Here is a 22,811-nt window from a genome sequence, read left to right on the forward strand (position 1 = left end):
GTTAGTTCCTCGCCTTGGCCAGCACCCAGGCCGGGATCGGCTTGAGCTCCTTGACCAGGCCGAGCATCGCCATCACCCGCAGGCCATACCAGGTCAGGTCGATCTCCCACCAGCGGAATCCCTGTCGCACCGTGCCGGGGAAGAAGTGGTGGTTGTTGTGCCAGCCCTCGCCAAAGGTGATCAACGCCAACCACAGGTTGTTGCGGCTGTCGTCGCGGGTGTCGAAGCGACGCCGGCCAAAGCGGTGCGCCAGTGAGTTGATGGTGACCGTGGCGTGGAACAACACCACCGTGGAGATGAAGAATCCCCACACCAGCAATTGCATGCCGGAGGTCTGCAGGCCCGGTGCCCAGCGTTCAAGCGCGGAACCCAGTGCGTACAGGGCAATGGCGAGCAGCAGCGGCACCACGGTGTCGAAACGGTCCAGCCAGCGCAGTTCCGGGAAGCGGGCCAGATCCGGCACGCGCTGCAGGTCGGTGGCGAACGCTTCACGGGTCAGGAACCAGCCGACGTGGCTGCGCCAGAAGCCTTTCTGCTGCGGCGAATGCGGGTCCAGCGGCTGGTCGGCATGGCGGTGGTGATGCCGATGGTGCGCCGCCCACCACAGCGGCCCGCGCTGCACGCTGGAGGCGCCGACAAGGGCGAACACGAACTGCACCGCGCGCGATGCCTGGAAGGTGCGATGGGAAAAATAGCGGTGATAGAACGCGGTGATCGCGAACATCCGCACCGCGTACAGGGCCAGCGCGACGCCAACCGCCGTCCACGACACTCCTACCCAGATCACCCCCAGGCAGCCGATGTGCAACAGCGCGAAGGGCAGGGCGCGCATCCAATCGATGCGATCGCTTGGCTGTGCCTCGCCAGCGGCATCAGCGCTGCCGGCGGTGTCGAACCAGCGCTGGAGCGTACGCAGCAGGGCCACACGTCGGCGGGGAAGGGGCGCTGCGGATGCCATGGCGCGTATCTCTAGTGGTTTCCTACCCTCCTCTACGCAGCGCGGCAGTGATTGGATGCAGCGTAATGAAGATTCCACCGGGGTCACCCCGGCGCGGCGGCACAGCGCGCCACCAGTGCCTGCTGCAGCTCTGCCTGCCATTGGGCAAGGGGGCGTTCCACAGCCTTCTGCGCGAAGCGCACCGTCACCACCGGGTAGTCACCGCGGGCATCGCGCAGGTTGCTGGTGCCGTGGAATTCCAACAGGCGCTGATCGGCATCGGCATAGACCAGCGCCAGACGCGGCGCGACCATCCCGTACCACGCATCCAACTGCACCTGGATGGACTGGGCATCCATCCCCTGCCAGCGGACGGCGCCGACACGCTGCACCTGCACCGGGTAGTACTGCTGCCGACTGGGTACCAGGAACTGCAGGCTGAGCCGCTCGCCCTGCATCAACCGCTGCCAATGCGCGCGCACGGCGGCATCGAACCCGGCATCGATCACCGCATCGGCTGGAAGCGGCAGCCGCCGCGCCCGCGCTTTCGCCGCCGCATCTTCCTTCCAGTTCAGCTGTACGACGCCTGCTGCCGCTGCCACGCTGGCGGCCTGGCCACTGCGCCGGTCCTCCCAGCGATAGCTGGGTGCCTGAGCGGAACCGTTGACCTGCATGTGCTTGCGCGCGAAGGGCTGGCCGTCGGGGCACAGGTATTGCACCCAGCGCTCTGCTGTATCACCAGCGCCGCGTTGCCAATGTATCTCGCGGTAGGCCACCGCCCCACCACGGGTCGTAGCAATGCCTTCGCCGCGCAGCAGCGGCGCTGCCGATGCCACGAAGGGCAGGAACAACGACAGGCAGGCCATGCGCATGGGGGCGTCCCGGAGTGAGCTCACCTTGCCTACGGGCGGGGCCGGCCGCTGGATGCAGTCGGGGCGGTGCATCCAAACGCTGCCACCGCGCGTAGGAAGGACAACACATTCACTGCAACGCTGCCCACGCAGATGTACCCTGATCTCCGCAAATCCCCTTTCCCATTCGACACCGCCCGGATCGTGTCCAGTTCACCGCAGCTGAGCAAAGAGCCAATCAACTGGGCCGGTGACATGGACGGCGTGGCGCGGCTGCGCGACCGCGACTGCTTCATGCGCATCTACGATCACTTCATGCCACGTCTGTGTGTGTACCTGCGTGGCCTGGGCGCCCCGGAGGCGGTAGCCGAGGAACTGGCGCAGGAGTGCCTGCTGCGCTTGTGGCTGCGGGCCGCGGAGTTCGATCCGGCACAGGGTGCATTGAGTACCTGGCTGTATCGCATCGCCCGCAATCTGCACATCGACCGTGTGCGCCATGAGCGCAGCTGGACGCTGGTGCAGGCGGCGGTTGAGAACGCCGCCGCGGCCGATGTCCTGGACCGCAGCAGTGCCGAGCAGTTCGCTGATCATGCAAAGCTGCGCCAGCGCATCAACGAGTTGTCAGCGGTGCAGGCGCGGCTTGTGCGGATGTCCTACTTCGAAGCAAAGAGCCACGGCGAGATCGCGCAGGCGTTGGGAATGCCATTGGGCACGGTCAAATCACATCTGCGGCGGGCCTTCCAGCTGCTGCAGTCCAAGGTCGGAGGCGGGTCGTGAATCCGCACCACCACCTGCACGAATCCACCTTGATGAGTTACGCCGCCGGCGCGCTGCAGGCGCCGCTGAGCATTGTTGCCGGCGCCCACCTGGAGCAGTGTCCGCACTGCCGGCAGCGCCTGCGCGATGCCGAAGCGGTCGGCTCGGCGTTGCTGGAGCAGACCCAGCCGGTGCTCGACGATACGCGACGCGAAACACTACGCGCTGCCATGCTTGCACAGCTCATGGATGTGGGAACGGCACCGATGTCGAGGCCAGAGCAGCCGACACCGCCGGAGCGGCCGCAAGCCGACCCGGAATATCTGCCGGCGTCCTTGCATCCCTATTTCGGTGACTCGCTGGCAAAGCTTCGCTGGCGCTGGATGGCGCCGGGCGTGCAGTGCATCCGTGCGCAGCAGATGCCGTCGCTGATCATGCTGAAGATTGCGCCGGGCAAGTGCCTGCCCATGCACAGCCATGGCCGTAGCGAGCTCACCCAGATCCTGCGCGGTTCTTACAACGATGCATTGGGCTTGTTCGCGCCCGGCGATGTGGCGGATCTGGATGCCGATGTGGAACACCAGCCGGTGACCGCGCCGGGCGTGCCGTGCATCTGTGTCTCGGCGCTGGATGCACCGCTGGTATTCAGCGGTTGGATGGCACGCAAGATCCAGCGTTTCGTCAAACTCTAGTTCGCACGGAGATGCCGGGGCGTACGGCAATGCTGCGGCCGGGCGGCGTTCGCCCGGTCGCTGGAACCGGCACCCAGCATGGATTGTTGAAGCCCCTCTATGTGTTTGGCGGGCCACTGATGCAGCTGGCAGGTGTTGCCTTGCCATCGTTGTTCACCAGCAACCTGACGCTTGGCCGCGCGATGATCGCGTTGGCACGCATGTGCGATCCGCCTGTCGTGGTGGGGTGTGCACAGATCAACCAGTTGGGGATATCGATGCCGCGTAGCCCTGCTGCCGCGAAGGCAAGGCCTTGGATTGTTTACAACAGCCCGGGATTCGCCTGCCAGACCGCGTGGTTGAGCACGCTGGCAAAGCTCACCCAGGCAAGATAGGGAAGCAGCAGGAACGCCGCCAGTTTGTGGATGCGCCAGAACGCAACCAGCGTGACAACGATCAACACCAGTAGCAGAAGGATGTCGGCGAAGGCCAGGGCACCTAGTTTCCAGCCGAAGAACAGCCAGCTCCACAACGCGTTGATGCCTAGCTGCAGCAGGTAAAGGGTCAACGCAGGTGCAGCCGCGCGCCAACCGCGTTCTCGCCAGACAAGGAATACCGCCAGCGCCATCATTGTGTAGAGCGCTGTCCACACGGGGCCAAACAGGCCTGCCGGTGGCGCCCATGCGGGCAGCGCAAGGGCGGCGTAGAAACTGGAAGCAGAAATGGAAGCGCGAGCGCCAAGTGCGGCGGCAAGCAAGGTGACCAAGAACCAGCCGGAGAAACCAAGCAGCTGTTTACGTATTTGCATGGCGGTTGTTCGTCCTTTTCGGCGTGATCACATGCCGTTGATACGAAGCAGCGCTGGATTTTGATGCAGCAACTACCGTCAGCGATGTTGATAGGCGTATGGGCCAGCGCAGCGCACGGCCCTGCACTCCGGCTTGAACTGGGACGGTGTTCATGACGCGTCACGGCCGCACTTGGCAGCCGTGACGCCAGCCGCAATGGTTACTGCGCTTCTATCCCGGAAATCCGCGTCTTGCCGATTCTCCGGCCTTCCAGGTCGACCACCTGCAGGCGCCAGCCAGCCGATTCGACGGTATCGCCAACCACCGGCAGTCGCTCCAATGCATGCAGCAGCAAACCTGACAGGCTGACATACAGCGGGCTTCTTTCCAGGGTGATACCGGTGATGCGTTCCACGTCTTCGATCGACATGGACGCATCCACGATCCAGCTGCCGTCTACCTGCTCGGCGCCGAAGTCGGCGTCACGGGTATCGACAAGGTCGCCTGCAATCGCTGCCAACAGGTCATTGGCGGTGACCAGACCCTGCACGCTGCCGTATTCGTCGACCACGACTGCCAGCGGAATCGGATGCTGCTTGATCCGTTCCAGCGCACGCAGCGCGGTTGCGCCTTCGGGCAGGGTCAGCGGCTCTCGCAGGTAGTCCGCAAGTACCAATGGCTTGCCGGCGAGAACGCCTGCGAGCAGGTCGCGGCTCTGCACCACGCCTTGCAGGTTATCCAGCTCGCCATCGGCCACCAGCAGGCGGGTGTGCGGTGAGGCCATCAACTGCGAGATGGTGTGCTCCGGTCCCTTGCCAAGATCGATCCATTGGATATCGGCGCGCACGGTCATCACGCTTGCCACCGAGCGGTCGGCCAAGGCCAGCACGCCGCGGATCATGTCGTGCTCGGACGCGGCCAGGCCCGATGGCAGTTGATCTTCCGGTTCGCGCTTGACGCCGGCAACGGCCTGCGTGGGCCGTGAGCCGAGCAGCTTGAGCACCGCATTGGCCGTGCGTTGCCGGAACGAGAAGTTCTGCGCGTGTTTTTCCCGGTTGAACTGGGTCCACTGGTTGAAGCCCTCGATCAGCACCGAGAACGCAATTGCAGCGTATAGATAGCCCTTTGGAATCTTGAAGCCCAGGCCTTCGGCGACCAGGCTGAAGCCGATCATCAACAGGAAGCCAAGGCACAGGATCACGACCGTCGGATGACGGTTGACGAAACTGGTGAGCGGTTTGCTGGCCAGCATCATCACTGCCATCGCAATCGTCACTGCGGCGAACATGACGCCGAGGTTGTCGACCATGCCGACGGCGGTGATCACCGAGTCCAGCGAGAACACCGCATCGAGGATGACGATCTGGGTCACCACCAGACCAAAGCTGGCGTACACCTTGTTGTCGCCGGTTTCGTGCGAGCGCCCTTCAAGCCGCTCGTGCAGCTCCATCGTCGCCTTGAACAACAGGAACAGACCGCCGATCAGCAGGATCAGATCGCGTCCGGAGAAGGCGTGGTCGAATACGGAGAACAGCGGCGCGGTGAGCCGCATGATCCAGGACAGCGTGGCCAGCAGGCCCAGTCGCATCACCAGCGCCAGGCTCAAGCCAATGAGGCGGGCCTTGTCACGCTGATGGGGAGGAAGCTTGTCCGCGAGGATCGCAATGAAGACGAGGTTGTCGATGCCGAGGATGATTTCGAGCACGACAAGTGTAGAAAGACCCATCCAGATTGTTGGGTCGGATAACCATTCCATGCAGGGTTGAGGTAGCGGAGGGACCTCGATCTTCGCACGCTGGGGCAACCCGCTTCACCCAAGCGTGTTGATTTCTATTGTTGTTCATTTTCATGTTCATTTGCGCGGCGGGACGCTGCGTTGTCACGTAGGCAGGGATCAACGCAGCCGGTCACTTTTGCGAGATCCGGCCGCACATGGCCTTCGGTCCTTGGTGGAAGCGCTCCGGTTTCCGCTTGGCGCAGCCGCCAGGGGTTCACCTGCTGCTGATAGGCTACGGCTGCAGCCAACGCTGTGCTGGCCTGCAGCGCTCGATTGGACCTGAATGGTGATGGTGGCAGGCCTTATCCTGCAGCGACTGTGATCTGAGGAGTGGCACATGCGTGTTGCACTTGCAGCGATTTTAAGTGGATGTTTGTCGATAGGGGCATCAGTGGCACAGGCGGCACAGCTTGATGCGCAGCTGCAGGCAGCGGCTACGGCCCAGCAACCGGCAGTGATCGAGACGCTGCGAGAGTTGGTGACGGTGGAGTCGGGCTCCACCGATCACGAAGGCGTCGCCAAGCTGATGGACTATCTGGACAAGAGACTGCGCACCCTGGATGCCAAGGTCGAGCGGGTCGCTTCGGCAACCGGCGGCCCGGATCTGGTCCGCGGCAGCTTCATCGGCAACGGCAAGTTGAAAGTGATGTTGATCGCCCATGCCGATACCGTTTACGACCGCGGCATCCTGGAGAAGGAACCGTTCCAGCAGAAGGGCAACCTGCTGTACGGCCCCGGCATTGCCGACGACAAGGGCGGTATCGCGGTGATCCTGCATTCGCTGGCGCTGCTCAAGGCGCGTGGTTGGAATGATTACGCGACGGTCACGGTATTGTTCAATCCGGACGAAGAGATCGGCTCGCCGGGTTCGGGCGAAACCATCGCCAAACTGGCGGACGAGCACGACGTGGTGCTGTCCTTCGAGCCGTCGCCGGCCAAGGCAGTTATCGAAAGCGAAGGCGTGCTGCTCAGTGCCGCTGGCACCTCGCAGGTGCGGATGACGGTGCAGGGCCTGTCCGCGCACGCGGGTGCGGCGCCGGAGCAGGGCCGCAACGCGCTGGTCGAGTTGGCCCATCAGATCATCCAGACCAAGGACGTCGCCGCCGGAGTACCCGGTGCGCAGCTCAACTGGACCACGGCCAACGCCGGTACCGCACGCAACCAGATTCCGGAACGTGCGGAAGTCGGCGGCGATGCGCGGGTGATGCAGGCCGACAGCAATGCCAATCTGCTGGCCGCGCTGCAGGCCAAGGTCAAGCAGAGTCACGTGGTGCCGGATACCACCACCACGGTGACGCTGGAGCCGCTGCGTCCGATCTACGTGGCGGGGGAGCGCGGCCGCGCATTGGCGGACCTGGCACAGCAGATCTACGCCGAACTCGATGGCCGCAAGCTGCTGATGCATCCGACCACCAATGGCGGCACCGATGCCGGGTTTGCCGGCCGCTCCGGCCATGCCGCAGTGCTGGAAGGCCTTGGGCTTGCCGGTTGGGGCTACCACGCACGCAATGAGTACATCGAGATCGACTCCATCCCGCCACGTCTGTACTTGGCTTCGAGGATGCTGATCGAACTTGCAGAGCGCGCGCCGCGCTGATCTGCTGGCGTAGCAAGTGGCCTCACCCGGAAGCCACAAGCTCACGGTCGTTGAAGCGGGCGGATGCTCGGGTCGCGATCCCACAAAGGCAAGCGCTGTCCGCTGTAGCGCGTGCGCTGCCATGCGGCTGTTGTTGACTCCACGCCAGTGGTTGAACTGATGCCTGTGGTGGATCACAGGCTCAGCTGGAGCGCGCGTGTACGACTCAGTGCGCTGCGGTGTAGATGTCCTGCAACACTGCTTTCTCAAGCTCAAGTTCGCTGAGCAGGTTCTTGACGATATCGCCGAGGCTGAGGATGCCAACCAGCTTGGAGCCTTCGGTCACCATCAGATGGCGGTGACGCGAATACGTCATCAGCGCCATGGCCTGTTTGAGGCTTGCTTCTGGTGCGATGCCTTCCAGTCCGGTGGAGGGCAGGCTGGAGATCACGCGGCGTCCAGCTTGTGGGCCATCCTCGGCCAGGCTGCGCACGATGTCCTTTTCGGAAATGATGCTTACCGGTGCGTCGTCTTTCATCACCACCAGCGCAGCGATCTTGTTCGCGCTCATCTTGTGCGCGGCGGCACCGATGGTGTCTTCCACATCGATGGTGACTACGGTTTGTTTCTTGGACTGCAGGAGTTCGCGGACGTTCATTGATGTTTCCTGGTGCAGGTTACTCAAACGGAATAGTTCGCCTGGCTACCTGTGTGGTGGTAGCCGTGGTGCCGCGATGTCCTCGGCACTTCGATTCTACGAGTCAGCCAGTGCCGATGTATTTGCGTAAATGAGACGGTTTGTCGCGGATTTACTGGTGATTCATTCCGCGGCGGTTTAGGTGGGAAGGTTACGTATGACACTGTGCCGACGTCGTTCTCTTGTGCTCGCCACGATAGGCACTTGTGCAGCGGTTCGGCAGTTTTCTCGCGCTTATCAAGGCATGCCCGCGACGCACATCATTGCGGAGATCGGCATACGAATACGGCAGGGGGCGCGCCTTTGCGTGTCGTGTCTCTGGCTCTGCACGACCACCCGCGAAAAGCCGGGAGACGGGGCTCTACCGCCTCCCGGCGCGGACGTCATCGCGACATTCGCGCAGTCCATGGGACTGCAGGCTCCACGGTCGGGGGAGAGACCGGGAGGTATCTCTGCTGAAGGAGAGTCAGCAGGAGATTCGTTTTGCCTGACGCACGTGGTTGATCGTGTGCGCCAAGCTGTTGATCGATACAGAAGACGTGATCGTTGCAGCTACTGGGAAACGAACAGCGGAACGGGAACTTCGCCCAGCAGTGTCCGGGTCACACCGCCAAATAGCGCTTCACTAAGCTTGGGTCGGCTATAGGCACCAAACACCACCATGTCGCAGTGCGCGGCATTTGCGTGAGTGACGATCACTTCAGCAACTGGAACACCTGCCGAGGTAAGCCGTTGCAGATTGACTTTCACGTGATGCCGGGCGAGATAGGCCGCCATGTCCGCGCCGGGCTCATCGCCGTGCAACTCGGCCTTGCGCTCCGCGTCGATGATCAGCAACGTGACTTCTTCGGCTTTGATGAGCATAGGCATCGCATCGGCGATGGCACGGCGTGATTGCCGGCTGCCGTTCCATGCGACCAGTACCTTCTTCCCGACCGGCTTGTCGCCCCAGTCACGCGGCACGATCAGGATCGGGATGCCGGATTGCTGCAGGATCTGCGGCGCCGACCAGGTCAGAGGCGAGGCCGGAATGTTCGGGTGGCTCACCACCAGCAAGTCGCAGTACAGCGCATGCAATGAGGACTCACTGCTGGATTCTGCATGCGATATCACCCGCAACTCGCCGCTTACCTCGTGCCGATTCAAGGCATCGTTCAAGCTTTGCCCGAGCTGGAGCGCACGCGCGGCCATCACCGACTGGTGGCGGACGATGACTTCATGCAGCGCCTCGCCCTTGGCAAAACCAGCCTGCAGGGTGGCTGGCTGCTGGGCAAGGGCGGTGATGCCGATCAGATGCGAGGCATGGCCGCTGGCAAGCCGGGTGGCCGTATCCAGGATCTGTTGGCCGGGTTCGCTGGCGTCGAACAGCACCGCAATGTCTTTCAGCAGGGTGGTCATGGGCGTGCTCCGTTGTGCTCGGCTTGGCGGCGGGTGGCCATCCAAACGTTCAACCAGAATTAGAATGATCGTTCTAGTTAGAATGATCGTACTACACAATGTGGCCGCGGTCATGCGCCAATCCAATCAAGACATCTCCAGGTTCACTTCATGAATGCGAACAGCAGCGCTGCGGTTGGTCAGGAAAAAGGCGAGGCGCGCCGCCAGCAGGTGCTGGACGCGGCCAGCGCCTGTTTCCGACGCAATGGTTTCCACGGCACCAGCATCGCCAAGATCTCGAAAGCGGCCGGGATGAGCCCGGGGCACATCTACCACTACTTCGAGAACAAGGAAGCCATCGTCGAGGCCATCGCCAAGCGTGAGGAGCAGAACCTCTCCGAGCTTGCCCGCAAGCTGCAGGAAGACGAGAGCGGCGGCAGCCTGGCAACCCGGGTTGCCAGGCAGACGGCCGATTCCGTGGACCGCTGCCTGGATCCGGCCTACCTGGAGCTGCAACTGGAGCTGGCAGCCGAAGCCGCGCGCAATCCAGCCATCCAGCGCATCCTTCGGCAATCCGACAAGGTAGTGACCGGCGAGTTCATGGCGCTGTCCAATCGGGTTGGCCTGCCGGACGGGATGGACGCAGCCGAGGTGGAGCTGCGCATGAACATGATTTCAGCGATCTTCAACGGCGTGATGGTGCGTGGTGCAGTGGGTGCCGACGTCGACCGCAAGCAGGTAAGCCGTCTGGTCGAGAAGCTGGTGCGGTGCCTGCTTGACGATGCTGATTGAAGTGCATGGCCCAGGTTCCGCTGCAGCGAAAGCTGGGCTGAAGGCGGCTCCTGCCTTGCTCAGAAGCCAGCTGTTTTTTTGAACGTGGTGATCGCCGCTGCGATTGCGCCATCCACACCGGCCAGCGCAGCAGGGTCGAGCATCGCGCCATTGACGAATGCGTCGGCCGCACCCTGTTCGCCTGCGCCGTTGGCCACGGCGCGGTAGTGGGTGAACGTGTCGAAGCCAGCGCGGCCGTGGTAGGCGCCTGATCCTGAGTTGCCCACGCCACCAAACGGTGTTTCGGGCAGCAGCCCGTGAATGAAGCCGTCGTTGCGGGTGACGCCACCGCTGTTGGTGTGAGTCAGGAAGTGGCGGAAGTCAGCACTGTCTTCGCCATACCAATAGGCGGCCAAGGGCGCTGGGTGATGCGCAATGTAGTCGGTGGCCTGTTGCACTTCGCTGTAGCGTTTCAGCACCAGCACCGGGCCGAAGATCTCGTGGTGGTTGATCTGCGCGTTCTCCGGCACGTCGATCAGCAAGGTGGGAGCGATCCTGCGTGATGCGCGGTCAGGGAGAAGTTGCAGCTGGCCTTCCGGTAAGGGCTCCAGCTTCTGTGCGCCCTGGACAACAGCATCGTCGATCAACCCGAGCACGCGATCATAGTTGCGCTCATTGATGATGGGAACGATCACCGGATTGTGCAGGTAGTCGCCGGCGACGCTACGGATCTGCGCCTTCAGGTGACCAACAAGCTCCTCGAACTTTTCGTCCGGGACGAACACGTAGTCGGGGCATAGGCAGACCTGGCCGCCATTCAACAAGCGCGTCGAGGTGATCCTGGTCGCGGCCAGCAGCAGATCCGCGTCGCGGGCCACAATCACCGGATTCTTGCCACCTAGCTCCAACGTCACCGGCACCAGGTTCTTCGCCGCTGCCTGCGAGACCAGCGCGCCTACGTCCGGTGAGCCGGTAAAGAACAGGTGGTCAAATCGCAACGTGGAGAACTGCTGCGCAGTACCGAGGTCGCCATTGAAGAGGACTACTTCAGTCTCATCAAAGCGCGCGTTGAATATTTCCCGCAGCAAGGCGCCGGTACGTGGGTGCTGCTCGGGGAAATTCAACATCACCCGGTTGCCGGCCGCAAGTGCGGCCATGGCGGGTTGGAGGGTAAGCGTCAGCGGGAAGTTCCATGCGCCGATGATGCCGACCACCCCTTTGGGTTTGGCCTGAACGAAACCACCGGCCACCACGCGCGGGGCCATCCACTGCGCGAGGCTGGCCAGTGAGTGTTCGATGTCCTGCACCCAGCTGAGCCCTTCAAAGGCCTTGGAGAGCGCAACGGGGCGCGCGCCGTAGTCGGCGGACAGGGTCTCACTGAGGGCGTCGATGTTCTCCAGTAATGCCAGTGCCATCCTGCTCGCGCGTTGGCTGCGCACCTGCAGGCTGGCATCGCCTTGCTTGAGGAAATCCGCGCGTTGCAGATCGAGTATCCGCTCCAGCTCACTCTTGTCGTACATCTGATCGTCTCCGTCACTGTTTGTGCGATGCATGGCCAGCAATCGCGGATGGCTGGCGTAGTGGGGCCGTGGTCTTTGTGCGAGCAGCGGGCTTTCTCCGAGTCGCAACAGCATTGGTAACCACCGGTCCGCGATGTCAGTGCATGGCGATCGCCAAGAGCAGCCTTCCGCCGCCAGCCCGATTGCCCTCCGCTACGCGGCTGCGGAGAAAACCTACGCCGCCCAGCTCATTGCCGGTATCAGTGGTTGCAACTGTTGCGGTGCACGCGCAAGACCTGTTTCGGTGGTTATGAGCGAGCAGGCTAAGTCAAACAAGCATGCTCAATCCGTCGTGGTTGTCCGGACAGAAGGTTGGAGATGAGCAGCTTCCATGCGGTTGGCGGCGGTGGCGCACAACGGCCTTGGTCCGCTCGCTCGGTAGACGCAGGCTCAGGTACAGTACTGCGCCATTCAGGGGTCCGATCACGGCGGTGTGATCGACGTGATCGATGGTGTCGGCGGTTTCATCCTGCCGAACGCATTCGGTGCCTTGAACGATGCGCTTGGCATCTGCAGCAGCTGCTTCATGCTGCTATTCGCGCTGGTCAGCATTGCCCTGGCCTGGATGCACTTCGCCATCCATCGGATTCAGTGTCGCAACTTCCCGCAGCGCGATCACGAGACCGACCCGTCTGAGGCCATTGATGCCGTCGCAGTGGAGGGTCAGCGCCGCGCTTGATCCAGATCAGTGAAGCCCGGCGGCACCTGCGCGAGGATGCTGGCATGTCAGACGAGACCGCCGGAATGGACGATGCCACCTTGCATGCAGCCCTGCTGCAGCAACCCGCGGATGTGCTGTTTCCGTCGCCGCAGGAGTTGACCCCAGGCTTTGCCGAGGCCGGCTGGCGCGCGGCCATGCAGGCCAGCAACGAGCACCTGATTCCACGTGCGCTTACCTTGGGCTTCAGTGCGCCGGGCGACCACGGTGAGCGTGCCGAGAACCTGCTGGACGCCTTGCTGGTGTGCCTGCGCCTGCATGCCGATGCGTTGGCCAGCGACCGTGAAGTAGCCGCGATGGTGCTGCTGTCCGGCATTGCCGAGCAATTGCCGCCCGCGTTGCTGGGGCGGCTGTTGGACGCCGTACCAAACATGCTGTGCACCATCGCGCGGCCGCAGGTCGAGGTGCGTCTGGATGCTGCCAGCAGCGTTGCGCCAGCGGCACTGCGCGAAGTTGGCTGCACCCGTTTGACCGTGATCGACCGTGCCGGTGAAGACGGCCCGAGGATGTTGCAACAGGGCCAGCACGCGGGCTTCACCGCCTGCTACTACCAACTGCGTGCCCCGGTTGTAGATGACGGCGCATTCCTGCCGCGTTTACAGCAGGTACTGGCACTGGCACCGCAGCGGGTAGTGTTGCCAGCGCCTTACCAATTGCCGGCACAGGCATCCGCCGCACAATGGCTGCAGGCATGGCGCCTGTTGCGTACGGCTGGCTACCAGCCGCTCGGTGGCGACCACTACCAGCGGGGTGACCTGGCGATGCCAGCGCGCAGCGGTGACGGTCAGCGCCACTGTGATCTGCTGGGTGTGCCCCGGCGCGACCGACATGACCTGCTCGGTATCGGCCCGGGTGCGTGCAGCCAGATTGGCGATGTGATCTGCCGGATGGAGCCGCGGGCCGCGCATTGGCGTGCCTGTCTGGTTGCCGCCCAGCCGGGTGTGGCGGCCGGTCTTATTCTTTCCGAGCATGAATGTATGACCGATGAGGTGATACAGAGCCTGGCCTGCGACCGTGTGCTCGATATGCGTGCCTTCGAGTGGCGCAATGCCTTGCCGTTTGATGTTTTTTTTGAGGATGCACTGGCGGGTCTTGCGCATTTCATCGAACGCGGCTGGCTGCGCCGTGACGGCGACATGCTGTTGATCCAGAACGAAGGCGAGCTGCTGTGGCGTATGATCGCAGCGTGCTTCCGACCCGTGGCCGCAGTTGCTTGAAAACGGAATGACGTCACCTACACCCCCACCGCGCGGCCCCTTGGGCACTGCGACGCCGAATCCAGCCGCTGCCGGCGACGGTGACGCGCTGCATTTCTGCACGACTTGTGCGTTCTCCGATGCCTGCAGCTCACAGGGCTATGACAAGACTGCGCTGAATGAGCTGCACGTGATGGTCGATCACGTTGGGCCGTACCATGCGGGCGATTACATCTTCCGCGCGGGCGAGCCCTTCGATTCCATCGCTGCGGTACGCGCAGGCATGGTCAAGACCTTTGTCGATGACAGCCTGGGCAACGAGCAGGTGCTGGGCTTTGCCTTGCCCGGCGAAGTGATCGGTTTGAACGCCATCCACGGTTCGCGCTATCCCTGCAATGCGGTGGCGCTGGATACCGTGCATCTGTGCCGTATCTCGTTTCCGCGCATCAGCATGTTGGCCAGTCGCATGCCCGGCCTGCAGGCCAAGCTGTTCAGCCTGCTCAGCGCCGAGATCGGCAAGGCGGCGCTGCTGGCCGCCAACTACCGTACCGAGGAGCGCATGGCGGCGTTCCTGCTGGACATCTCCAACCGCTACGCACGACGCGGCTTCTCGGCACACCGCTTCAATCTGACCATGACCCGCACCGAGATCGCCAATTACCTGCGCATGGCGCCGGAAACCGCCAGCCGGGTGCTGCGGCGCTTGAGCGACGAAGAAGTCATCGCGGTGAAGCAGCGCGAGATCATCCTGCTGCAACCGGAACGCTTGGCGTTGATGGCGGCCACCGATGACGCAAGCGAATGATGCCCAACCGAGGATGCATGGATGAACAAGCTGTGGGCGTTGTAGTTGCTGGCTGCCACGCTGCCGGCAAGCGCTGCGGAACTGACGGTCTCGGCGGCTTCCAGCCTGACCGAAAGCTTCCGCGAGATATCCAGCGCGTATGAGACCGCCCATCCCGGTACCAGGGTGGACCTGAACTTCGCTGCCTCTGGCACCTTGCTGCAGCAGATCGCACGTGGCGCGCAGGTCGCGTGCAGGCCTGAGCGCGGGTCCGCGCTCAGGCTGGTTTTCCATCCGCAGGTGGCGCAGTAGATCCACGCCAGCCGCAGCTGCGACGGTGCAAGCACCAGCAGCCAGCCTGCGGCAGCAAGCGTAAGCCAGCGGCAGGGATGGGCCAGCAACGGTGCGAGGATGCGCAGCAGTGCAACCAATTGCAGACCGCGCAGCGATTCAGGCGATGAAGCGATGACCGTGGCCCGGGTAAGCGCGGTGTCCCCGGGGCTACGGCAATGCTGCTGCAGTGTCGTGCTGAGCAGGAGCAGTGCGGCTGGCTACAGGACCCAAGCGCGGCAGGATGGCGCTTGATTGCGTTCGAGCTCGGTCACCTTCGAGTCCGGGTGAGAGCCGCGCTGTGCAGAAACCGAGGAAAGGAGGCGCTACGCGTGCGGCAGTGCGATGATTGACCGCAGGTGCAGCTGGCGTACCTTGCTCCTGTCAGGCGGTTGATTGGCTGATGGATTGAAGCAACACCCCAGCGGGTTGCGATCTTTTCTTGCGGGGAAGCAGAAAGATGTTCCGAAGCAGCATCGAAGTCTGGTCGGCGGTACGCCGGGTCGCCTTGATTGTACTGGCGCTGGTGGCGGGCTCATTGGCGTTGCTGTGCGCCCCGGTACCGGCCTTGGCCGCGACTGAACAGGTGTCGGCCGATGCGCCAGCAGCGGCGACGGTGCGGTACTACAACCGCGACATCCTGACGTTCCGCGTTGCGTTCATGGGGCGCTCGCCGTTGCAGCGGGCTCAGGTCACCGAACTCAATATCAAGCGGATCGTTGATGAGCCCGGCCTGCCGGGTATCAGTTTCAAGGACACGGTGGATGGCAGCATCCTGCTGCTCGGCGGTGAAGTGGTCACCATGATCACGCCCGAGGATGTGGACCGCGCGCAGGGTCAGAGCATGGCGCAGGTACGTGATGAGGTGCGCAGCCGGCTCGGTGAAGCGGTTGCCGCCGCCGAACGCGAACGTGCACCCGGAAGGGTGATGCGTGGGGTGATGCACAGCCTGGTAGCTACCGGGCTGGCGGGTGCACTGATCTGGTTGATGGCATGGGGCGCACGCCGGCTGCGTGCGCTGATGCTGGCCTGGGTGGGCGAGAAGGCCGGCACGCTGCGCAGCGCGCCGTTGCGGCAGATGCTCACCGGCGCCAATGCCGTTGCCGATTGGCTGTCACGGGCGGTGTTGCTGGTGGCGGTGCTGGTAGTGGCCGAGGAATGGCTGCGTTACCTGTTCCGCCAGTTCGATTACACCCAGCCTTTGGCCACGGCGATGACAGCGTGGATCGCCGCACAGGCCAAACTCTGGGCAGTGGCGGCGGTGGCGGCGATTCCGGGGCTGGTCACCGCGGTCATCATTTTCCTGTTGGCACGGCTGTGCAGCCAGATTGTCGGCTTGCTGTTCCGTGGCGTGCAGAACGGCCGCTTCAAGATCTTCGGCATCGACCGGCAGCTGGCCGAGCCAACCCGGAAACTGACAGTCGCGGGCATCTGGCTGTTCGCATTGGCGATGGCCTATCCCTACCTGCCCGGCTCCAGCAGCGACGCGTTCAAGGGCTTGAGCGTGTTGCTGGGTGTGATGATCTCGCTGGGCGGCTCCAGCATCGTCGGCCAGGCCGCAGCCGGTTTCACCCTGCTCTATGCACGGACGATGTCGGTCGGTGATCTTGTCAAGGTTGCCGATGTCGAAGGCCAGGTGCTGCAGATCGGCTTGTTCACCACCCGCATCCGCACCATCACCGGGGTGGAAGTCAGCCTGCCCAACATGCATGTGCTCAGCGGCAAGCTGCTGAACTACTCACGCGACCCACAAGCAGCGGGTATGTGGCTGGAGACCAGCATCACCATCGGTTACGACACGCCGTGGCGACAGGTGCACAGACTGTTGCTGGAGGCTGCGGGCAAGACCCCGCATGTGCAGCGGGTCCCGGCCGCGCATGTATTGCAGACCGCGCTCAACGATTTCTACGTTGCCTATGTCTTGCGCGTGCACATCATTCAGCTGCCGCTGCGCGCGCAGATACTCAGTGAGCTGCATGCCAGCATCCAGGACGCGTTCAACGCCGCCGGGGTGCAGATCATGTCGCCCAACTACATCGCCGACCCGGAGCTGCCGAAGATCGTGCCGCCTGCCGATTGGGACCCGCAAGGCCCCACGCCGTGATCGTCTGACTGGCGTCGCGCACATGACTGACATGTGCCGGGCGTAAGCTTGCGGTAACGCCCGCCTCAGCTGCCGCAACAGCCCGCCGGGGCGTTGGTTTGACGCGCTGCCGCAAGGCCTTTCCGCAGCCGCTCGCTAAACTACTTTCATTTGCAACGGAGGTGGTATGACTGGTTTTCGTCCGGTGTCGCTGATTGGCGTGCCTACCGATGTGGGTGCTGGTGCGCGCGGTGCGCGGCTTGGCCCGGAAGCGCTGCGCATTGCGGGGCTGCCCGAAGCGCTGGTCGAGCGCGGCGTGGAAGTGCGTGATATCGGCAACCTCGACGGCCCGCGTAATCCGTGGACCGGTCCGGTGCAGGGCTACCGTCATCTCGACGAAGTGGTGGCGTGGAATCACGCGCTGATGGAGGCCACGTATGCCGAACTGAATGAAGGGCGCCTGCCGATCATGCTTGGTGGCGACCACTGCCTGGGTGTTGGCTCGATCACCGCCGTTGCGCGTTGGTGCCGTGAGCAGGGCAAGCAGCTGCGCGTGCTGTGGCTGGATGCGCACTCGGACTTCAACACCTCCGATGTCACCCCGTCGGGCAATATCCACGGCATGCCGGTGGCCTGCCTGTGCGGCCTGGGCCCGGAAGGCCTGACCCATCTGGGTGGTAGCGCCCCGGCGATCGCGCCTTGGCAGGTGCATCAGATCGGCATCCGCTCGGTCGATCCGGAAGAAAAGCGGCTGATCAAGCAGCATCGCGTGGACGTGTATGACATGCGCCATATCGACGAAGCCGGCATGAAGCGCACGGTTGAGGCCGCGCTGCATGGCATCGATGCCAATACCCATCTGCACGTCAGTTTCGACGTGGATTTCCTCGACCCCAGCATCGCCCCGGGCGTCGGCACCACGGTGCCTGGCGGCGTCAATTACCGCGAGGCGCAGCTGGTGATGGAGATGATTGCCGACACCGGGCTGATGGGCTCGCTGGACATCGTCGAGCTGAATCCGCTGCTCGATCACCAGAACCGCACCGCCGAGCTGGCGGTGGACCTGGTGGAAAGCCTGTTCGGCAAATCCACCTTGATGCGCGATTAACGTTTTGACGACATCGCTGAACGTGTGCTACGCGGTTTCACGCGGAGCACACGGCCCAGCCGCCAGATTCGTCTTCACACGCGGGAGGCCTGCCGCCAGTTGCTCGGCACGGCCGCCGCCTTATCAGTGAGGAGACGATCCACGATGAAGCGAGTACTGATGTTGGCCCTGGTGGGCGCGTTCTCGGTTGGCATGCTCAGCGGCTGCAACACCGTAGCCGGCGCTGGCAAGGATATGCAGAAGGTCGGGGAGAAGGTCGAAGACAAAGCGCAGGACTGTAAAGACGGTAAGTGCTGATGAACACGCGGTCCTTTGTGGCCGCGCCGATGGAACCACCACAGGAGAATCACATGAAGCGTTTGGTCGCCCTGATGTTGTTGTCGCTGTTCTCGGTCGCGGTGCTGTCTGGCTGCAATACGGTTGCCGGTGCCGGCAAAGACGTGCAGAAGGCTGGCGAAAAAGTCGAAGGTGCTGCCAAGGGTCATTGATCCGGCGGCGTCGCCCAGATGAAGCGAAGAAGGCCGGCATTGCCGGCCTTCTTCGTATGCGGGTTTAGCTGAAGCGATGTTCACCAAGGTCAGCAGCACACAACGAATCATGGACCTAATGCCAACAGCGCTGCAGCGAAGGTGGTCCCACGCGAATCAACCGCGTATCCCCCGAAGGAGCAGCGTAATGAACAAAGACATCATTTCCGGCAAGTGGACCCAGCTCAAGGGCAAGGTGCAGGCCAAATGGGGCGACATCACCGACGACGATCTGAAGGTGGCTGAAGGCAACGCCGAATACCTCGCCGGTCGCCTGCAGGAACGCTATGGCTGGGCCAAGGACCGTGCTGAAACCGAAGTGCGCGACTTCCAGAAGGCGCTGCACAAGGACTATCCCGATTACCACTGATGCGGGGTGATTGAGGTAAGTGGTTTGCCTCAAGCAGAAACCGATGCCAGACCTCTGGCATCGGTTTCTGCTTTTTTTGTAGGAGCGGCGTAAGCCGCGAAGCAAGGGCATCATCAGATGACACAATCGCTGAGAGCTCGGGCAGCGTCAGCTTCGCGGCTTACGCCGCTCCTACAGACAAGCAGCGGGCTGCTGCAGCAACCGACGATCAACGCCCACGCGCCGGCGGATCAGGCACGAAACCACTAGGGAAAGCCTGCGGCGAGTTGTCTACCCGAGGATAGCCGCGCGGCAGGATGCCCATCGCCACCAGCCGCTGACGTGAGTCATAACGCACCTCGCTGACCTGCACCGGATTACGGCTGGCACGCTCGAAACTGGTCAATGACGAGCTCGACCACTCACGCTCACCGTGGCCGGTGCCAAGACGCTGCCGCGATTCACTCTTGGCCGACGCGCTGGGCGCAGCGGCTTCGGCCGCGCGGCTGCTGGCGTTGGCACTGGCCTGGGCGCGGTCTTCGTATTGCGGCATCGGCCGCGGTGTCGGCCGGGGCATCGGCAGTGGGCGCACGTCATACACCGGCCGGCGCGCCTCGTTGAACACCGCGATGCCGATCACCCCGACATTGGCCGGGCGGCCGGTGCGGCTGGCATAGCTGTCGCTGGAGCTGGTGAACACGAACTGCGCCACCTCGGCATTGGATTTGCGCCAGCCGGTGATCTCGCTGCTCTGCCAGGGCTCCAACACATAGCCGGACTGGCTGGGCGAGGCGGTCTGGCCGGTGATGGCATTGACGCCGTCCACCGACAGCACCACCAGCACGCGCTGGCCGCTGCGGTTCTGCATGCGCACGCTGTAGCGGTGGCCGGGGCTGCCGGCCACCCACTGCTGGCCGCGATGGGGGGACAGGTCCAGCTCCTGTCCGTCGTCGCGGTCGATCACCGACAGCTGCACCGGACCCTCATCTGCCGGCCGTACCGGGCTGAACCCGCATAGCGCGACAACTGACAACACACTGGCTAGAAAACGGTACATGGCAGGCTCCTTGGCTGGGTACGTGCCTTGAAACGGCCAGGCGTGGGCAACGGGGTTGAGGGCGGGGACAGGCGAGGGCGGTTACACTGGCCCGGTTCATCCGCTCGTCAGCTTGGTTTTCATGACTACCCGCGTCCTTACCGGCATTACCCCCTCCGGCACTCCCCATCTCGGCAATTACGTCGGCGCCATCCGCCCGGCCATTGCCGCCAGCCAGGCCTCGGATATCGAGAGCTTCTTCTTCCTGGCCGACCTGCACAGCCTGATCAAGGCGCAGGAGCCCGAGCGCACCCAGCGCTCGACCCTGGAGATTGCGGCCAGTTGGCTGGCCTGCGGTCTGGACCCGGACAAGGTGTGGTTCTACCGGCAGAGCGACATCCCGGAAACCACCGAGCTGATGTGGTTCCTCACCGTGGTCGCCAGCAAGGGCATCCTCAACCGCGCCCATGCCTACAAGGCCGCAGTGGACAAGAACCGCGAGGAACAGCTCGACGATGATGCAGGCGTCAGCGCCGGCCTGTTCATGTACCCGGTGCTGATGGCCGCCGATATCCTGATTTTCAACGCCAACAAGGTGCCGGTGGGTCGTGACCAGATCCAGCACATCGAGATGGCGCGCGATTTCGCCCAGCGCTTCAACCACGTTTACGGCAAGGAATATTTCGCCCTGCCGGAAGTGATCATCGACGAACAGGTGGCCACCCTGGCCGGCCTGGACGGCCGCAAGATGAGCAAGAGCTATAGCAATACCATCCCTCTGTTCGTGCCGCGCGAGGAGCTGAAGAAGCTGGTGTTCTCGATCCTCACCGACTCGCGCATGCCCGGCGAGCCCAAGGACACCGAAGGCTCGGCGCTGTTCCAGATGTACCAGGCCTTCGCCAGCCAGGAGCAGACCGCAGCATTCGCCAAGGCGTTTGCCGAGGGCATCAGCTGGGGCGATGCCAAGCAGCAGTTGTTCGAGCGCATCGACGCCGAACTGTCGCCGCTGCGTGAGCGCTACAACGCACTGATGGCAGAGCCCGAGAAGATCGAAGCGATCCTGCGTAAGCGTGGCCAGCAGCTGCGCGAGCAGTTCGCCATCCCGCTGCTGAAGGAACTGCGCCACGCCGTCGGCCTGCGTGATCTGTCTGCTGCCGGTGACAAGCCCAAGGCTGCGGTCGCTGCCAAGGCCGCGCTGCCGCTGTTCAAGCAATACCGCGAGAAGGACGGCCGTTTCTACTTCAAGTTGCTCGATGGCGAAGGTGCACTGCTGATCCAGAGCGAAGGCTTCGATTCACCGCGCGATGCCGGTCAGCTGATCGCCGTGCTCAAGCAGGCCGAGCAGGGCGATGCACTGCAGAGCGAGCTGTTCAAGGTCGAAGTGGAAGTGGAGCCGGTGCTGGCTGCATTGCGCGAACTGCGCGAGGCTGCGGCAAAGGAATAAACCCCTGTGGAGGAGCACGTCGATGGCCTGGTTGTCGTTGTTGTTGTTTCTCCCTTCGTTCGGCGTGATGGGGGCGTTGTACTGGTGGTTTCCACGCCAGCCGCGCAATCGCAGGCGCACCGCGTTTGATGCATCGATGCTGGTGCTGGCCCTGGTGGCCAGCATCGGCTTCATGTTGTGGGGTTACCACGTGGGTGCCACCGAGGTTCCTGAAGGCCTGTGGAAGCAGATCCTGGCCGTGCTGTACGCCTACGGCGGCTTCCTGGCAGTGATGGTGCTTGCCCTGCTGCTGCGCCCACGCGTACTGCATCACTGAACTTACGCGGCTGCGACAAAAGTCCGGGTTGAGTGGCGGCGGGGCGACTGGCAGGATCGAAGCCAGTTTCTGCCGGAGTCCCCGCATGTCCGTCGCCCATGGCATCCACACCATCGATACCGCGTTCCAGCGCGATCACTTCGATGCAGCCTATCTGATCGTGCAGGGCGGACGCGGCGCGTTCGTTGACTGCGGCACCACGCATTCGCTGCCGAATCTGCTGGCCTGTATTGCCCAGGCTGGTTTGCAGCCTGCGGATATCGACTGGCTGATCGTGACCCACGTGCATCTGGACCACGCCGGCGGTGCCGGTGCGCTGATGCAGCAGCTGCCCAACGCCAAACTGGTGGTGCACCCGCGCGGTGCCCAGCACATGATCGATCCCGCCCGGCTGATTGCTGGTGCAACGGCGGTGTATGGCGAGGCCGAGATTGCGCGCAGCTACGGCCAGATCGTGCCGATTCCGGCCGAGCGTGTGGTGGTGGCGGAAGATGGACACCGGGTTTCATTGGCGGGCCGCGAGCTGGTCTGCGTGGATACACCGGGGCATGCACGGCATCACTTCTGCGTGTGGGACGCGGCCAGCCGCAGCTGGTTTACCGGCGACACCTTCGGCCTGTCGTATCGCGAGCTGGATCATGCTGGTGGTGCTTTCATCATTCCCACCTCGTCGCCGGTGCAGTTTGAGCCGGAGGCGATGCACGCCTCGATCAAGCGATTGATGCTTGAATCACCTGAAGGCATGTACCTGACCCATTACGGCCGCGTTGAAGGCACGGTGCGCTTGGCCAAGGAACTGCACGAGCAGATCGACGCGATGGTGGCGATCGCACAACGCTGCAATGGCGAGCCGCAGCGGCATCGTCTGCTGGTGGATGCGCTGGGCGCGTTGTATGTGGCGCGGTTGAGATTGCAGGGTAGTCCGCTGGATGCGTCTGAAGTGCTGCGTGTGCTGGCGATGGATATCGAGCTCAATGCACAGGGGCTGGCCTGCTGGTTGGACCGTGAAAAGCGCTGAAAGCGAGCGGATTACTGTAGTGGGGGGGGGGGGGGGGGGGGGGGGGGGGGGGGGGGGGGGGGGGGGGGCGGGGGGGGAGGCGGGGGCGGGGGGCTGGCGCGAGCGGCGGGGCGGGGCGGGGGGGTGGGGGGGGGGGGTGGGG

General features: G+C 63.4%; 23 protein-coding genes and 2 pseudogenes. 17 read left to right on the plus strand and 8 right to left on the minus strand.

Annotated features, from left to right (window positions below; translation table 11 throughout):
• Position 1: 1 nt before the first annotated feature.
• Together ACVOMB_RS11090 and ACVOMB_RS11095 are read right to left on the minus strand one after the other, a co-directional pair.
• Positions 2–958 carry an acyl-CoA desaturase gene (locus ACVOMB_RS11090; protein ID WP_481531225.1) on the minus strand — a complete coding sequence of 319 codons (957 nt, stop codon included), beginning with the start codon at positions 956–958 and terminating at the stop codon, positions 2–4.
• Positions 959–1,041: 83 nt separating this feature from the next.
• Positions 1,042–1,809: a hypothetical protein gene (locus tag ACVOMB_RS11095; RefSeq protein ID WP_481531226.1), complete on the minus strand. Its 768-nt coding sequence runs from the start codon at positions 1,807–1,809 to the stop codon at positions 1,042–1,044.
• Positions 1,810–1,941: 132 nt separating this feature from the next.
• On the opposite strand from ACVOMB_RS11095, the gene ACVOMB_RS11100 reads away from it, so the two are divergent.
• The 3 genes and pseudogenes from ACVOMB_RS11100 to ACVOMB_RS11110 all read left to right on the plus strand — a co-directional run.
• Positions 1,942–2,565: a sigma-70 family RNA polymerase sigma factor gene (locus ACVOMB_RS11100; RefSeq protein ID WP_481531227.1), complete on the plus strand. Its 624-nt coding sequence runs from the start codon at positions 1,942–1,944 to the stop codon at positions 2,563–2,565.
• Entirely contained in the window at positions 2,562–3,236 is a 675-nt protein-coding gene (locus ACVOMB_RS11105) for a ChrR family anti-sigma-E factor (protein WP_481531228.1), read from the plus strand. Before ACVOMB_RS11100 ends, ACVOMB_RS11105 begins: the two co-directional genes overlap by 4 nt.
• 11 nt (positions 3,237–3,247) lie before the next feature.
• Positions 3,248–3,505: pseudogene (locus ACVOMB_RS11110) on the plus strand (oxidoreductase); the annotation flags it as partial.
• A gap of 32 nt (positions 3,506–3,537) precedes the next feature.
• On the opposite strand, the gene ACVOMB_RS11115 reads toward ACVOMB_RS11110, so the two are convergent.
• Positions 3,538–4,023: a TspO/MBR family protein gene (locus tag ACVOMB_RS11115; RefSeq protein ID WP_481531229.1), complete on the minus strand. Its 486-nt coding sequence runs from the start codon at positions 4,021–4,023 to the stop codon at positions 3,538–3,540.
• A gap of 200 nt (positions 4,024–4,223) precedes the next feature.
• Positions 4,224–5,759, minus strand: a complete 1,536-nt coding sequence (locus tag ACVOMB_RS11120; RefSeq protein WP_481531230.1) for a TerC family protein — start codon at positions 5,757–5,759, stop codon at positions 4,224–4,226.
• Between the two features lie 358 nt (positions 5,760–6,117).
• Between ACVOMB_RS11120 and ACVOMB_RS11125 the strand changes: the two genes are divergently transcribed.
• Complete coding sequence (locus ACVOMB_RS11125; protein ID WP_481531231.1) at positions 6,118–7,377, plus strand: glutamate carboxypeptidase; 1,260 nt, start codon at positions 6,118–6,120, stop codon at positions 7,375–7,377.
• A gap of 205 nt (positions 7,378–7,582) precedes the next feature.
• On the opposite strand, the gene ACVOMB_RS11130 is transcribed toward ACVOMB_RS11125, so the two are convergent.
• Positions 7,583–8,014 carry a CBS domain-containing protein gene (locus ACVOMB_RS11130; RefSeq protein ID WP_481531232.1) on the minus strand — a complete coding sequence of 144 codons (432 nt, stop codon included), beginning with the start codon at positions 8,012–8,014 and terminating at the stop codon, positions 7,583–7,585.
• A 591-nt stretch (positions 8,015–8,605) separates the two neighbouring features.
• On the minus strand, positions 8,606–9,451 hold the full coding sequence (locus ACVOMB_RS11135) for a universal stress protein (RefSeq protein WP_481531233.1): 846 nt from the start codon (positions 9,449–9,451) through the stop codon (positions 8,606–8,608).
• A 150-nt stretch (positions 9,452–9,601) separates the two neighbouring features.
• Here ACVOMB_RS11135 and ACVOMB_RS11140 point away from each other — a divergent pair, with 150 nt between their 5' ends.
• Positions 9,602–10,222, plus strand: a complete 621-nt coding sequence (locus ACVOMB_RS11140) for a TetR/AcrR family transcriptional regulator (protein ID WP_481531234.1) — start codon at positions 9,602–9,604, stop codon at positions 10,220–10,222.
• Positions 10,223–10,281: 59 nt separating this feature from the next.
• Here the strand turns inward: ACVOMB_RS11140 and ACVOMB_RS11145 are convergent, their stop codons facing one another.
• Positions 10,282–11,754, minus strand: coding sequence for an aldehyde dehydrogenase family protein (locus ACVOMB_RS11145; RefSeq protein ID WP_481531235.1), 1,473 nt, complete (start codon positions 11,752–11,754; stop codon positions 10,282–10,284).
• Between the two features lie 439 nt (positions 11,755–12,193).
• On the opposite strand from ACVOMB_RS11145, the gene ACVOMB_RS11150 reads away from it, so the two are divergent.
• The 9 genes and pseudogenes from ACVOMB_RS11150 to ACVOMB_RS11190 all read left to right on the plus strand — a co-directional run bounded on the left by ACVOMB_RS11150 (position 12,194) and on the right by ACVOMB_RS11190 (position 18,876).
• Positions 12,194–12,439: a hypothetical protein gene (locus ACVOMB_RS11150; RefSeq protein WP_481531236.1), complete on the plus strand. Its 246-nt coding sequence runs from the start codon at positions 12,194–12,196 to the stop codon at positions 12,437–12,439.
• A gap of 44 nt (positions 12,440–12,483) precedes the next feature.
• Positions 12,484–13,695, plus strand: a complete 1,212-nt coding sequence (locus ACVOMB_RS11155) for a coproporphyrinogen III oxidase (RefSeq protein ID WP_481531237.1) — start codon at positions 12,484–12,486, stop codon at positions 13,693–13,695.
• Positions 13,696–13,702: 7 nt separating this feature from the next.
• On the plus strand, positions 13,703–14,479 hold the full coding sequence (locus ACVOMB_RS11160; protein WP_481531238.1) for a helix-turn-helix domain-containing protein: 777 nt from the start codon (positions 13,703–13,705) through the stop codon (positions 14,477–14,479).
• Between the two features lie 48 nt (positions 14,480–14,527).
• Positions 14,528–14,707: pseudogene (locus ACVOMB_RS11165) on the plus strand (molybdate ABC transporter substrate-binding protein); the annotation flags it as partial.
• A 541-nt stretch (positions 14,708–15,248) separates the two neighbouring features.
• Entirely contained in the window at positions 15,249–16,892 is a 1,644-nt protein-coding gene (locus ACVOMB_RS11170) for a mechanosensitive ion channel family protein (protein ID WP_481531239.1), read from the plus strand.
• Between the two features lie 166 nt (positions 16,893–17,058).
• Positions 17,059–17,979, plus strand: a complete 921-nt coding sequence (rocF, locus tag ACVOMB_RS11175; protein ID WP_481515059.1) for an arginase — start codon at positions 17,059–17,061, stop codon at positions 17,977–17,979.
• Positions 17,980–18,123: 144 nt separating this feature from the next.
• Complete coding sequence (locus tag ACVOMB_RS11180) at positions 18,124–18,276, plus strand: entericidin A/B family lipoprotein (RefSeq protein WP_481531240.1); 153 nt, start codon at positions 18,124–18,126, stop codon at positions 18,274–18,276.
• A 53-nt stretch (positions 18,277–18,329) separates the two neighbouring features.
• Complete coding sequence (locus ACVOMB_RS11185; RefSeq protein WP_062170399.1) at positions 18,330–18,467, plus strand: entericidin A/B family lipoprotein; 138 nt, start codon at positions 18,330–18,332, stop codon at positions 18,465–18,467.
• 187 nt (positions 18,468–18,654) lie between these two features.
• Positions 18,655–18,876, plus strand: a complete 222-nt coding sequence (locus ACVOMB_RS11190) for a CsbD family protein (RefSeq protein ID WP_481515056.1) — start codon at positions 18,655–18,657, stop codon at positions 18,874–18,876.
• Between the two features lie 208 nt (positions 18,877–19,084).
• Here ACVOMB_RS11190 and ACVOMB_RS11195 read toward each other — a convergent pair whose 3' ends face one another.
• Positions 19,085–19,912, minus strand: coding sequence for a hypothetical protein (locus ACVOMB_RS11195; protein ID WP_481531241.1), 828 nt, complete (start codon positions 19,910–19,912; stop codon positions 19,085–19,087).
• Between the two features lie 121 nt (positions 19,913–20,033).
• Here ACVOMB_RS11195 and ACVOMB_RS11200 point away from each other — a divergent pair, with 121 nt between their 5' ends.
• From ACVOMB_RS11200 to ACVOMB_RS11210, 3 genes are all read left to right on the plus strand, one after another.
• On the plus strand, positions 20,034–21,335 hold the full coding sequence (locus tag ACVOMB_RS11200; RefSeq protein ID WP_481531242.1) for a tryptophan--tRNA ligase: 1,302 nt from the start codon (positions 20,034–20,036) through the stop codon (positions 21,333–21,335).
• Positions 21,336–21,357: 22 nt separating this feature from the next.
• Positions 21,358–21,651, plus strand: coding sequence for a hypothetical protein (locus ACVOMB_RS11205; RefSeq protein WP_481531243.1), 294 nt, complete (start codon positions 21,358–21,360; stop codon positions 21,649–21,651).
• A gap of 85 nt (positions 21,652–21,736) precedes the next feature.
• Positions 21,737–22,669 carry an MBL fold metallo-hydrolase gene (locus ACVOMB_RS11210; RefSeq protein ID WP_481531244.1) on the plus strand — a complete coding sequence of 311 codons (933 nt, stop codon included), beginning with the start codon at positions 21,737–21,739 and terminating at the stop codon, positions 22,667–22,669.
• Positions 22,670–22,811: the final 142 nt, after the last annotated feature.

The sequence above is a fragment of the Stenotrophomonas sp. STEN018 genome (genome assembly GCF_056760235.1).